Source organism: Limnobaculum zhutongyuii (assembly GCF_004295645.1).
GTDB lineage: Bacteria > Pseudomonadota > Gammaproteobacteria > Enterobacterales > Enterobacteriaceae > Limnobaculum > Limnobaculum zhutongyuii.
On sequence record NZ_CP034752.1, the window covers coordinates 3,085,320 to 3,099,202 of the forward strand.

Below are 13,883 nucleotides of genomic sequence, written 5' to 3' on the forward strand. Positions count from 1 at the left end.
ACTCTAGTTGTTGTTTCACTCAATCAGAAAAAATTGCCTGACTGTCAATAAATGCGGGTGCCCAACCAACCGCTGCACCGGTGTCATAGCGCATATCCAGCGAGGCAATGCGCTTATCCGCAGGTACTTGCTGCAACAGCGTAGGATAAAGAGCGATAAAGCGATCTAAACGCTTGGTTCGGTTTTCTCTTCCCAGCTCGATGCGCACATCGTTATCTAACACTAACTGCCATGAGCGACGTTCACTCATTGACACGGTCTTCAGCTTAAACTTTGCAGCGGCCAGCGCCTGGTTCATGCTGTTGTATCCTTCCAGAACCTCTTTTTCTCCATCTTCCGGACCATACAACAGAGGGAGATTCTTATCGCTTACTCTCTCTGCCGGTATGCTGAATACATTGCCATCTTTATCTAACAGCTGGAGATCATTCCAGCGAGCGTAAGGGACATACTCCACAATATGAATCTTAAGCTCATCAGGCCATTGCTTACGTACGCTGGCCTGTTTAATCCATTTCAGGTGCAGAATCTGCTGTTGCAGTACATCCACATCCTGAGACATAAAGGTACCCGGTGCACCCGACGACAAAATGGTCTGCCGAATATCATCGTTGGTCGTAATATGCCGCTCACCGGTAACCACTAAGCGGGAAAGCGGTAAGCGTTCGGCGTCATTCATCCAATGAATAACTGCCCAGCATCCCCATACCACGGTACCTATCACCATCAGCAGAAAGATTAGACCAATGAGCTGAGTTCCGTTACTACGTCCGGCGCTCTTTCTTTCCTGCTCATCACGAACGTTTCTTGCTGCCTGGGACATATCAATCAGCCAACGCCAAAATCTTAACGACTAGCTGAGAAAAACTTAAACCATGCTGGCGTGCCGCCATTGGTACCAGACTATGGTTAGTCATACCTGGTGCTGTATTGACTTCCAGCAGATAAAACTGACCATCGCTATCCTGCATCACATCGACACGTCCCCAACCCCGGCAACCCACAGCCTTATAAGCAGCGGCTGCTAACGCCCGAATTTGGCTCTCCAGCTCATCACTTAAGCCGCTTGGACAGAAGTATTGAGTATCATCAGAGATATATTTTGCCTGATAGTCATAAAACACACCGGCTGGTTGAATACGGATAGAAGGCAGTACTTCATCCCCTAAAATCGCCACGGTAAATTCCGGGCCACTCAACCACTTCTCAATCAGTACGCTGGTATCATGCTTAAAGGCTTCTTTTAACGCCGGCAATAAATCTGCTGCCGTATTAACCTTGCTCATACCCACGCTTGAACCTTCACTGCTTGGCTTCACAATCAGCGGTAATCCCAGCTGTTTGATGATGGCATCGCTATCAACCTGCGCCAGTTGATCGGCGCTCAGAGCCACATAAGGTGACACCGGAAGGTTAGAGCCTTGCCATAGCAATTTAGTTCTCAATTTATCCATCGTTAATGCAGAAGCCATTACGCCACTGCCGGTATAAGGCAGACCAAGGAACTCCAGTAGCCCTTGCAAGGTACCGTCTTCACCGCCACGACCATGTAACGCAATAAATACTTTATCGAATCCATCAGCCTTTAACTGGGCGACAGGATAAGTTTTTGGGTCAATCGGATGAGCGTCAACGCCCGCCTCGCGTAAGCCTGCTAACACAGCAGCACCAGAGTTCAGTGATACATCACGCTCTGCTGATGTCCCGCCAAGAAGGACTGCCACTTTCTCAGTCATGATTTCCCTCGTTTGTATTTATTGTTTGTAATTTTAATTCAGCTAACCGACGGGCTACGCGCCCAATATTACCGGCCCCCTGAGTCAGAACCAGATCGCCACTCTGCAACACCTGCTGCAACATATCCGGTAGCGCATCTACATCTGACACAAAAATTGGATCTAATTTGCCGCGTCCACGAATAGTACGACAGAGTGAACGGCTGTCTGCTCCCGGAATTGGCGCTTCTCCCGCCGGATAAACATCCAGCATAAACAGCACATCAACCTGAGACAATACGTTAGCAAAATCATCGTACAGGTCACGGGTACGTGAATAGCGATGCGGTTGGAAAATCATGACTAAACGACGCTCTTCCCAACCGGCTCTGGCTGCTTTAATGGTGACATCCACTTCACTTGGGTGATGACCATAATCATCAACCAGCATAATGTCGCCACCCTCTTCACGTTCAAATTTACCCAGAAAGTCAAAACGACGACCGGTTCCCTGGAAGTTAGCCAACGCCTGAACAATAGCATCGTCACCAATGCCCTCTTCCGTCGCGGTCGCTACTGCCGCTGCCGCATTCAGTGCGTTATGACGACCCGGTGCGTTCAACATTACCTTTAAATCGCTCTTATCATGACGACAAAGGGTAAAGAAACCCTGAGAGCGTATTTGTTCATAATCTTTAATACGGACATCAGCATCTTCACTGAAACCGTAAGTAATCACCTGACGACCAACCTGTGGGATAAGCTCGCGTACCACGGGATCATCAACACACATCACTGCCCGACCATAAAACGGCAAATTGTGCAGGAAATTAATAAACGTCTGCTTTAAGTTTTCGAAGTCGCCCTGATAAGTATCCATATGGTCGGCTTCAATATTCGTCACAATGGCAACCATTGGCTGTAAATGCAGGAACGACGCATCGCTCTCATCAGCTTCGGCAATCAGATAACGGCTACAGCCCAATGCGGCATGAGTTCCTGCTGCTTTAACCAGACCACCATTAACAAACGTTGGATCTAATCCTGCCGCAGCATAGATACCGGTTACTAATGCGGTAGTTGTAGTTTTGCCATGAGTACCGGCGATAGCAATGCCATGACGAAAACGCATCAGCTCTGCCAGCATTTCTGCACGACGGATAACCGGAATACGTGCCTCACGTGCTGCAACCACCTCTGCATTATCCGCAGGAACCGCGGTTGAAACGACAACTACGCTGGCTCCCTTAACGTTTTCTGCCCGGTGATTGAAGTAAATTTCTGCACCCAGCGCGATTAATTGTTGCGTGACAGCATTTGGCGCCAAATCGGAACCACTGATCTGGTAACCTTCGTTAGCCAGAACTTCAGCGATGCCTCCCATGCCTGCTCCACCAATACCTACAAAGTGGATATGCCGGACGCGTCGCATTTCCGGCACCATGGTGCGAAGTTTCGCCAATCGTTGTATATCTACATGCTCATTCACGGTTTTCTGTTTGCTCTTGTCATATTTAAAGTTCACTTCAAAACTACAGGGCGACGCTTTTAACTACCGCAGAAACGCGTTCAGTTGCGTCCGGTATGGCTGTCGCTCTGGCTTCCATCGCCATTGCCAGTAGTTTTGATCGATTCAATTCTTCCAACGCTTCAGTTAATGAATCTGCATTAAACTGAGGTTGTTCAATAATTTTGGCCGCTCCTGCTTTTTCCAACGGCAACGCATTCCAGTATTGCTGGCGATCCTTGTGCATAAATGGCACAAAAATAGCCGGTAAACCTGCGGCAGCAATTTCGCTTACCGTCAAAGCACCAGAACGACAGACCACCACATCGGCCCACGCATAGGCTGACGCCATGTCGTCAATAAATTCAGTGATATTGTGCCCGTCCAGACCGCGTTGCTGATAATCCTGCTGTACGCTTTCCAGTGCACCTTTACCAACCTGATGCCAGAGAATGATTTTATTCCCCAAACGTTCAGCCGCTTGCGGAACGGTCTGATTGAGTATTCGCGCACCCTGACTGCCACCAACAACCAGCACCCGGATAGCGCCACTGCGCTCAGATAAACGAACTTCCGGCAGAGGCAGCGCCAGAACATCGGTACGAACCGGATTACCTACCACCTCGGCATTAGGAAACGCGCCGGGAAATGCCTGCAACACACGTTTAGCGATTTTGGCCAACCAGCGATTAGTTAATCCTGCAATGCCATTTTGTTCGTGTAATACCACCGGAATGCCACACATCCAGGCGGCCAGACCACCCGGACCAGAAACATAACCGCCCATACCCAGTACCACATCGGGTTTATAATTACGCATGATGGCTTTAGCCTGGCGTACAGCACGGAAAATTCTGAATGGCGCACATAATAACGCAATGATACCTTTGCCACGAAGTCCGGAAATGTTAATAAAATCGATTTCTATTCCGTGTTTCGGCACTAAATCGGCTTCCATTCTATCCGCAGTTCCCAGCCAGCGAACTTCCCAGCCTTGCGCCATCAGGTCATGGGCAACAGCCAGCCCCGGGAAGACGTGTCCTCCGGTTCCACCTGCCATCACCATTAAACGCTTCTGCTTCATCGGGTACCTCTTACATGCGCCTGACAGTTGGCCTGACGCGTTTCATAGTCAATTCTAAGTAGTAAAACCAGCGCGGTAGACATCACCAGTAAACTGGAACCACCATAGCTGATTAGCGGTAGAGTCAAACCTTTGGTCGGTAGAATACCAGCTGCAGCACCAACGTTAACTAACGTCTGGAAGCTAAACCACAAACCAATCTCACAGGCGAGAAAACCGGAGAAACGCTGCCCGGCTTCTAAAGCGCGGCGACCAATCAGCATTGCTCTAAAAGCGACGAAGAATACCATTAAGAGGATCAAAACCACACCAAAATAGCCTAATTCTTCACCGATAATGGCAAAAATAAAGTCAGTATGGGCCTCAGGCAGGTATTCCAGTTTCTGAATTGAGTTACCTAAACCCTGTCCCCAAAGCTCTCCACGGCCAAATGCCATCAGCGATTGCGTTAGCTGATAACCCGCGCCAAATGGATCAGCCCATGGATCCCAGAATGAAGTCACCCGGCGTAAACGATAAGGCTCTGCAACGATCAATAAGCCTACGGCAAATACACCGGACCCGATAATCGCCAAAAATTGCCAAAGTTTAGCCCCGGCTAAAAACAGCATGCCCAGCGTAGTAATAAACAGTACCACTACGGTTCCCAAATCGGGCTGAGCCAGCAGTAAAACGGCCAGAATCACCATAACGCCCATCGGCTTACAAAAGCCCCAGAAGTTATTACGAACCTCATCGACCTTACGTACCAGATAGCTGGCCAGATAGAAAAACAGCGCCAGTTTAGAAAGCTCTGCTGGCTGAATACGAACCGGACCAAAAGCAATCCAGCGGGATGCACCATTAACCGAGCTACCAACCGCCAACACAATTAACAACATCACGATGGCAATCAACAGAATAATCGGGCTATAGCGTTGCCACATTTCCATCGGAATACGCAGCGTTACCAGTGCAGCAGCGACAGCCAACAGAATGTAAATAGCATCACGTTTAGCAAATAAAAACGGGTCGTCAGTATATCGTTGGGCAACCGGCATTGATGCCGATGTCACCATGACAAAACCAACAATAGTTAAACCAATCGCCATCCACAGCAAGGTGCGATCGTACATAACGTCATAATCGACCGCCTCACTGCTTTGACGAGATCCAGTTACCCATTGGGTAAACGACTGGAAAGGCCTAACTAAACTAAATACGCTCATCAGCCAAGCTCCTGAGCCAGACGGGCAAACTCCAGCCCACGCTGTTCATAATTTTTAAACTGATCCAGACTGGCACAGGCCGGTGACAGTAACACCATATCCCCGGGTTTGATGCGCTGTGCAATATGAACCATTGCCTGCTCCATGGTATCGGTCATTTCCGCCACGTCAGGGCGCAAATCGTATAGCGGCTGCTTATCACGACCAAAACAGTACAGACGAATGTTGTCACCTTTCAGATAGGTCGACAGCGGTGAAAAATCAGCCGATTTGCCATCACCGCCCAGCAGCAGATGTAAAACGCCATCAACGCGAATACCATTTAATGCCGCTTCAGTACTGCCCACGTTAGTGGCTTTAGAATCATTAATCCAACGAACGCCTTTATTATCCCATACCAGTTGGAAGCGATGGGCCAAACCGGTGAACTGAGTCAGCGCCTGCAGACTGGAAGCGCGCGGTAGCGAAACTGCGTCAGCCAACGCCAATGCAGCCAGTGCGTTCAGGTAGTTATGCTGACCAACAATTTTCATTTCTGCGGCATTCAGTACTTTCTCGCCGTGGACTCGTAGCCAGGTTTCACCCTGTTGATAGCTGAGGTGATAATCACCCACATCGACGCCAAAGCTCACGCAGCGGCTATCTGCCCCTTGCAGTGGCATGGTCAGCGCATCATCGGCATTAACCACACAAACGCTGGCATTGTTATAAATACGCAACTTAGCTTCACGATACTGCTCCATCCCCTGCGGATAGCGATCCATATGATCTTCAGTAACGTTCAAAATGGTTGCAGCGGCGGCATGAAGGCTGGATGTAGTTTCCAGTTGAAAACTGGACAGCTCCATAACATACAGCTGGCATTCAGGATCCAGCAGTGATAGCGCTGTCTGTCCCAGATTACCGCCCATGGCAACATTCCAACCGGCGGCTTTTCCCATTTCACCCACCAGCGTGGTAACGGTACTTTTTCCGTTGGAGCCCGTGATTGCCACAATTGGCGCTTTGGCTTCACGACAGAACAACTCAATATCACCAACAATTTCGATGCCTGCGGCTGCCGCTTCTTGTAAAACTGGCGTTGCCAGAGCAATACCCGGGCTAACCACTAATAGATCTGCAGCCAGAATCCAGTCGCGGTTAAAACCACCGGTATGGCTTTCTACGCTTTCCGGCAGTTTATCCAACCCCGGAGGGGCTGCACGCGTATCAATAACTTTAGGGGAAACGCCCCGGGCAATAAAATAATCGACACAGGACAACCCTGTGGAACCTAATCCAATGATAACAACCTGTTTATCCTGATAGTCGATTGTCATGATTACCGCACCTTCAAGGTTGCCAAGCCAATCAGCACCAGCATTAATGAGATAATCCAGAAGCGCACGATCACGCGTGGCTCCGGCCAGCCTTTCAATTCATAGTGGTGGTGAATCGGTGCCATACGGAAAATACGTTGGCCGCGAAGTTTGAACGATCCCACCTGCAGAATTACCGACAGAGTTTCAACCACAAACACCCCGCCCATAATCACCAGTAAAAACTCCTGACGCAGCAGTACGGCAATCACACCTAAAGTACCACCCAACGCCAGTGAACCAACATCACCCATAAAGACCTGAGCTGGATAAGTGTTAAACCAGAGGAATCCCAATCCTGCACCGACAATTGCAGTACAGAAAATCACTAACTCACCGGCATGGCGGATATAAGGAATATGCAGATAGCTGGCGAAATTGACGTTACCCGTTGCCCAGGCAACCAGACCAAAACCAGCGGCAACAAAGACGGTTGGCATGATGGCCAGACCATCCAGGCCATCGGTCAGGTTAACTGCGTTACTGGTACCAACAATAACAAAGTAGGCCAGCAGAATATAAAGCACACCTAACTGTGGCATGACGTCTTTAAAAAACGGCACCACCAGCTGAGTCGCTGGTGTGTCTTTACCGATGGCATACATGCTAAATGCAACAATCAGGGCAATAACTGATTGCCAGAAATACTTCCAACGGGCAATTAATCCTTTGGTGTCTTTACGCACCACTTTACGGTAGTCATCTACAAAGCCAACGGCGCCATAACCCAACAGCACAAACAGTGAACACCAGATATAAGGGTTGCTCAGATTAGCCCACAGCAGTACCGAAATGGTAATAGAAGCCAGAATCATGATGCCGCCCATGGTTGGCGTACCACGTTTACTGAAGTGAGACTCAGGACCGTCGTTACGAACCACCTGACCAATCTGCAAACGCTGTAAGAAAGCAATCAGACGCGGTCCCATCCACAAAGAGATAAACAGCGCGGTCAGCAGGCTGACGATGGCGCGAAACGTCAAATAAGAAAAGACGTTAAAGCCTGAAAAAATTGAGACCAGATGTTCCGCCAGCCATACTAACATTGTGCTATCTCCTGTACTCTGCGTACTACCTGCTCCATCGCGGCACTACGTGAACCTTTAACTAAAATTGTTATGATCGCATGTTCAGATAGCAACTCGCCCAGACGTTGGGCTACTGCCTCTTTATCCCTAAAGTGCTCGCCATTGCCACTTGCGTTACTAATCATTTCACTTAAATGACCAACGCTTAATACTTTATCCACACCCGCTTCGCGGGCTGCTTCACCAACCTGACGATGGCACTGTTCGGCCTCATCACCTAACTCACCCATATCACCAACAACCATCACCCGATAACCAGGCATAGAAGCAAGTACCTGAGCAGCTGCTGTCATCGACCCCACGTTAGCGTTATAGGTATCATCCAACAGCAGTTTTTCTGCGCACAGTTGAACCGGAAACAAACGCCCTGGAACCGCTTTAAGTTGCGACAATCCTGATGCAACATTCTCTAAAGATGCACCCACCGACATGGCTAACGCCGTAGCCGCCAGCGCATTGGCAATGTTGTGCTTACCCGGTAGAGGAAGTAAAACTTCCGTTTTTCCTACCGGCGTATGCAAGACAAAGCGAGTACCCTGTGGTTTTACCGCCACATCCGTGGCATAAAACTCAACCTGTTCTGTGTGGCTGGCAGAAAAACGCCATACGATTTTATCGGCCAGCAAGCTTTGCCAACCGGACAAATCATTACTATCCATATTGATGATAGCGACACCGTGGGAAGGCAAACCCTGAAAGATTTCGCCTTTAGCTTTAGCGACGCCAGCCAGTGAACCAAATCCTTCCAGATGCGCAGCCGCCAGGTTATTTACCAGAGCGCTTTCCGGATGCGTCAACGCAGTCGTATAGGCAATCTCACCAGCATGGTTAGCGCCTAATTCAACCACGGCAAACTGATGACGCTTCGTCAGGCGTAATAACGTTAGTGGAACGCCAATATCGTTATTTAAATTGCCCGCGGTATACAGGACTTCACCACATTGCTGCAAAATGGTAGCGGTCATCTCTTTCACGCTGGTTTTGCCGGACGAACCGGTTAATGCGACTATCCGTGCAGGTACCTGTTGTCTTACCCATCCACCCAGTTTACCCAGTGCAATACGGGTATCGGCGACAATCACCTGAGCCACATCCAACGGTAAGTGCTGACTAACTAATAAAGCACTGGCCCCCTGATTGATTGCCTCTGCGGCAAAATCATGCGCATCAAAACGCTCGCCCTTCAGGGCAATAAACAAACAGCCAGCGACAATTTTACGGGTGTCAGTAACAACATCAACAATTTGCTGCCCGGTAATATCTGCCGTAGAGGCGATAAGTTTACCACCGACCACCTCGGCCAGCTGTTTCAGGGTAATGGGAATCATACTAATACCCCTGCCGCCATACCCAGTAAATTCGCTACTGTGGTACGGTCAGAATAATCTAATCGACGATTGCCAATCAGTTGGTAATCTTCATGGCCTTTACCGGCAATCACCACCACATCATCAGGAGCGGCCTGCATAACCACACTGGTTACAGCCTCTGCCCGACCGTGAATCACATTGGCACGTTTGGTATCGGTAAATCCGGTCAGGATATCGGCTACAATCGCCTGAGGATCTTCACTACGAGGGTTATCATCAGTAACAATAACGCGATCGGCAAACTGTTCAGCAACACCGCCCATTAGCGGGCGCTTACCACGGTCACGATCCCCGCCGCAGCCGAACACACACCACAATTCACCCTTACAGTGCAGTCTTGCCGCTTCCAGAGCTTTTTCCAGCGCATCTGGCGTATGGGCATAATCAACCACCACCGTCGGTCGACCTGGTGCAGTAAACACTTCCATACGACCACAAACAGGCTGTAAATTCGGCGCAGATTCTACCAGATGATTCAGTGAATAACCTAGTGACAACAGCGTGGTCAAAGCAACCAGTAGATTGCTAACGTTAAATGCACCCAGCAAGCGGCTTTCCACCACACCACCGCCCCAGCTGGAGTCAAACTTCACCGTCGCGCCATTATCGTGATAAGAAATCTCACTGGCTTTTAACCAACGTCCCTGCCAGCCCTGAGGAAGGTTATCTTCCATCGTGACTGCAATTGCATTTGGCATTGCCGCTATACGACGAGCACCTACCGCGTCATCCACATTGATGATAGCTTCACCAACCTGATGACGTTCGAACAGTCGCCATTTAGCCGCTTCGTACCCTTCCATGCTGCCATGGTAATCAAGGTGGTCACGACTCAGGTTAGTAAAGGCCGCAGCGGCAAAATTCAGCGCAGCAACCCGCTCCTGAACTAAACCGTGGGAAGAGACTTCCATTGCGGTAAAGGTCGCACCGCTTTTCACCAGTTCATTCAGCTCACGCTGTACGTCAACTGCCGAGCCGGTGGTATTCTCTGTTGGTACCACATGACCTAACAAACCATTTCCTACGGTACCCATCACCGCGCTTCTTTCTCCCAGAAGCTGGCTCCACTGCGCTAACAGTTGAGTGGTGGTGGTTTTACCGTTGGTTCCGGTTACCCCAACTAAACGCATTTTTTCTGACGGCTGCTGGTAAAAACGACCCGCAATAGCCGACAAATGTAAATTCAGATGTTCAATATAGATAACGGGAACACCGTGAGACATCACAACCGTGCCGTTAGGTGCTTCCCCTTCCGCTTCGGCAATGACTGCCGCCACGCCCTGAGCAATCGCCTGAGAAATATAGCGACGCCCATCCACTTTATGGCCCACAATGGCAATAAACAGATCGCCAGAGGCCGCCACGCGACTATCCAGCGTCATCTCTTTTAACTTGCGCTCAGGAACCTGAATATTCCACGGAGCGAGCAGATCGCTTAAATTAAGATCGGCCACCGGAAGCTCCTTTCTGATTAATCACTAATTCGTTTTTATCCGTTACGGGCAATGCATCAGGCTCGATATTCATTGTCCGTAAAACCCCGCCCATAATTGCGCCAAAAACCGGCGCAGAAACGGCACCACCATAATACTGACCAGCACCAGGATCGTTAATGACCACCACCAGCGCATAACGCGGCTTACTGGCTGGTGCCAGACCGGCCGTATAGGCGATATATTTATTAATATAACCACCGTTAGGCCCCACTTTCTTCGCGGTACCGGTTTTGATTGCTATACGATAACCTTTCACTGCGGCTTTAGTACCACCGCCTCCGGGTAAGGCTACTGATTCCATCATATGAACCACGGTACGAACGGTACTCTCCGGAAAAATGCGTTTTCCCTGTACCGGCGGGTCAATTTTGGTAATAGAAAGCGGACGATAAACGCCAAAGCTTCCCATGGTTGCATAAGCTCGCGCTAACTGTAATGGCGTTACCATTAGCCCGTAGCCAAATGAGAAGGTGGCCCTCTCTATGTCAGACCACCGTTTTTTTTGTAAAAACAAGCCACTGCTTTCTCCGACCAATCCCAAATTGGTAGGTTGTCCCAGCCCAAAGCGCGAGTAAGTATCAACTAACGCATCGGCGGGCATATCCAACGCCAGATGAGAAACACCGACGTTACTGGATTTTTGTAAAATACCGGTAACGGTCAGTTCAGGATAAAGCGCAACGTCTTTTATCTCATGACCATTTACCCGATACGGTCTGGTATTCAATACTGAATTTTCTTTGATGATGCCGCGATCTAACGCCGTCATAACCACCATCGGTTTAACGGTTGAGCCCGGTTCAAAAATGTCAGTTATCGCCCGATTACGGAAGAAATCTTCCGGTGAGCCAACCCGGTTATTTGGGTTATAGGAAGGGCTGTTAACCATGGCCAGAATTTCGCCGGTGTTCACATCTACCAGCACCGCGGTACCCGATTCCGCTTTGTTAGCGGCAACCGCATTACTCAACTCGCGGTAAACCAACGCCTGAAGACGCTCATCAATACTTAGCGTCAGGTTGTGAGCAGCCTGGCTATCCACGGAAGAGATATCTTCAATCACCCGACCATAACGATCTTTACGTACCGTACGCTCGCCAGATTTACCCACCAGCTTATCTTCAAAGCTTTTTTCAATACCTTCCAGACCGTTATCATCAATATTGGTAAAACCCACAATGTGGGCAGTTACCGGGCCTGCAGGATAGAAACGACGAGATTCACGCTTTAGGTAGATACCCGGAAGTTTAAGCTTACGAACATACTCCGCGGTTTCTGAATTGATTTGGCGCGCTAAATAGACAAAGCGTCCTTTAGGATTAGCATTAATTTTCTCTGACAGCTTATCCAGAGGCAAACCGACAACATCAGCCAGCGCTTTCCAATGCATGTCTTGTGAAATACCGCCGCGCTCATTCAGCTCTTTTGGATCGGCCCAAATTGCATTTACCGGAACGCTAACCGCCAATGGACGACCAAAGCGATCGGAGATCATGCCGCGAACGGTGGGAACTTCCTGCACCCGTAAAGAGCGCATATCCCCTTCTTTAACCAGTTTGTCTGGCTCGATAACCTGTAACCATGCAGCGCGAGCAATTAACCCAAACATGGCTAATACAATGAACAAACAGAGCAAACCAAAACGCCAGCTTACAAAGCCGGCCTCATTTTCAGGACGTTTTACTTTAATCTTATTGGTTCGTGCTGCTTTCATCTCATTTCATTAGCCATGGTAAGTTCATCAATCCATTAATTTGTAACGTGCTCCGCACGTCGACTGTTTTACCAGTACTTTTATTGCTTCTGGATAACTATTTGTTCCTGATCCGGTGTTACATGCAGCATTTGCAGCTTTTCATTAGCCAGACGTTCAATACGGCTATGGTCAGCCAGCGCATTTTCTTCCAGAATCAGGTTACGCCACTCAATTTCCAGCGCTTCACGTTCTAAAATCAGTTGTTCACGCTCTGCGGTTAGCAAACGTGTCCGGTGGCTGGATAACACCACCGCAATCGCTGATACCAGAACCAACACAGTCAGCAACAGTGGTAACTTTGCGTTACGCAGCAAATCATCACCGATGATGCTGGCTAAACTGTGGCGCTCATTCGATATCATTCAGCGGTCCTTTGGGCAATACGCAACACCGAGCTACGCGCCCGTGCGTTATCGGCCACTTCCTGCTCAGACGGCATCATTTTTCCCAGCGCTTTTAATTTTCTTGCGCCATGTTGTCTTAACTGCTCTTCAGTCAACGGAATTCCCGCCGGAACCTGTGGCCCTTTGCTATGTTGGCGGATAAAACGTTTAACAATACGGTCTTCCAGTGAATGAAAACTGATAACGGAAAGGCGTCCACCTTCCGTCAATGCTTCCAGAGAACCATCCAGCGCGCGCTCAATCTCTTCCAGTTCACTGTTGATATAAATTCTGATCGCCTGAAAGCTACGAGTCGCCGGATGCTTATGTTTGTCACGAATCGGGGTTGCCGTTGCAATAACTTCTGCCAACTCATGAGTGCGCGTCATTGGCTCGGTACGATTACGCTCAACGATGCCCCGGGCAATACGCTTGGCAAACCGCTCTTCACCAAAGGTTTTTAGTACCCAGGCAATGTCTTCTTCTTCCGCTTTTAGCAGCCACTGTGCCGCTGACAGACCACGTGTCGGGTCCATACGCATATCCAGTGGCCCATCACGCATAAATGAGAAACCGCGTTCAGCATCATCCAACTGTGGGGAAGAGACGCCTAAATCCAGCAGAATGCCGTCTATCTTGCCTTCTAAGCCAAGGTCGCGGACATAGCTGGCCAGCTCGGAAAAAGGACCATGAATAATGGAGAAACGAGAGTCTGAAATTGCAGATGCGGCTTCAATCGCCTGAGGGTCGCGGTCTATTGCAATCAGACGCCCCTGAGGTCCCAACTGGGATAGGATCAGGCGCGAGTGTCCACCACGGCCAAAAGTACCGTCAATATAGATACCATCCTGTCGAATGCTTAAGGCATTAACTGCTTCATCCAAAAGCACCGTGGTGTGCTGATAATTATTCAACATA

The 13,883-nt window shown here is 49.3% G+C and carries 12 protein-coding genes; all 12 read right to left on the reverse strand.

The annotated features are described in order from the left end of the window. Positions 1-19: 19 nt before the first annotated feature. Entirely contained in the window at positions 20-823 is an 804-nt protein-coding gene (gene ftsQ / locus EKN56_RS13890; protein ID WP_130592327.1) for a cell division protein FtsQ, read from the reverse strand. Between the two features lies 1 nt (position 824). Continuing rightward, the gene (locus EKN56_RS13895; protein WP_130592328.1) at positions 825-1,736 is read right to left on the reverse strand and encodes a D-alanine--D-alanine ligase; all 912 of its coding nucleotides are present in this window, start codon (positions 1,734-1,736) and stop codon (positions 825-827) included. Then, entirely contained in the window at positions 1,729-3,159 is a 1,431-nt protein-coding gene (murC, locus tag EKN56_RS13900) for a UDP-N-acetylmuramate--L-alanine ligase (RefSeq protein WP_221931543.1), read from the reverse strand. Before murC ends, EKN56_RS13895 begins: the two co-directional genes overlap by 8 nt. Before the next feature lie 88 nt (positions 3,160-3,247). Continuing rightward, a complete protein-coding gene (gene murG / locus EKN56_RS13905) occupies positions 3,248-4,306 on the reverse strand; it encodes an undecaprenyldiphospho-muramoylpentapeptide beta-N-acetylglucosaminyltransferase (protein ID WP_130592329.1) in 1,059 nt (352 codons plus the stop codon). Continuing rightward, complete coding sequence (ftsW, locus tag EKN56_RS13910; RefSeq protein ID WP_130592330.1) at positions 4,303-5,514, reverse strand: cell division protein FtsW; 1,212 nt, start codon at positions 5,512-5,514, stop codon at positions 4,303-4,305. The genes murG and ftsW overlap by 4 nt, the downstream gene beginning before the upstream one ends. Then, a complete protein-coding gene (murD, locus tag EKN56_RS13915) occupies positions 5,514-6,833 on the reverse strand; it encodes a UDP-N-acetylmuramoyl-L-alanine--D-glutamate ligase (RefSeq protein WP_130592331.1) in 1,320 nt (439 codons plus the stop codon). The genes ftsW and murD overlap by 1 nt, the downstream gene beginning before the upstream one ends. Before the next feature lie 2 nt (positions 6,834-6,835). After that, positions 6,836-7,918 carry a phospho-N-acetylmuramoyl-pentapeptide-transferase gene (gene mraY / locus EKN56_RS13920; protein WP_130592332.1) on the reverse strand — a complete coding sequence of 361 codons (1,083 nt, stop codon included), beginning with the start codon at positions 7,916-7,918 and terminating at the stop codon, positions 6,836-6,838. Then, positions 7,912-9,288: a UDP-N-acetylmuramoyl-tripeptide--D-alanyl-D-alanine ligase gene (murF, locus tag EKN56_RS13925; protein ID WP_130592333.1), complete on the reverse strand. Its 1,377-nt coding sequence runs from the start codon at positions 9,286-9,288 to the stop codon at positions 7,912-7,914. The genes mraY and murF overlap by 7 nt, the downstream gene beginning before the upstream one ends. Then, on the reverse strand, positions 9,285-10,784 hold the full coding sequence (gene murE, locus EKN56_RS13930; RefSeq protein ID WP_130592334.1) for a UDP-N-acetylmuramoyl-L-alanyl-D-glutamate--2,6-diaminopimelate ligase: 1,500 nt from the start codon (positions 10,782-10,784) through the stop codon (positions 9,285-9,287). Before murE ends, murF begins: the two co-directional genes overlap by 4 nt. Continuing rightward, entirely contained in the window at positions 10,771-12,540 is a 1,770-nt protein-coding gene (ftsI, locus tag EKN56_RS13935) for a peptidoglycan glycosyltransferase FtsI (protein WP_130592335.1), read from the reverse strand. Before ftsI ends, murE begins: the two co-directional genes overlap by 14 nt. Positions 12,541-12,620: 80 nt before the next feature. Further along, a complete protein-coding gene (gene ftsL, locus EKN56_RS13940; RefSeq protein WP_130592336.1) occupies positions 12,621-12,944 on the reverse strand; it encodes a cell division protein FtsL in 324 nt (107 codons plus the stop codon). After that, the gene (gene rsmH / locus EKN56_RS13945) at positions 12,941-13,882 is read right to left on the reverse strand and encodes a 16S rRNA (cytosine(1402)-N(4))-methyltransferase RsmH (protein WP_130592337.1); all 942 of its coding nucleotides are present in this window, start codon (positions 13,880-13,882) and stop codon (positions 12,941-12,943) included. The genes ftsL and rsmH overlap by 4 nt, the downstream gene beginning before the upstream one ends. Position 13,883: the final 1 nt, after the last annotated feature.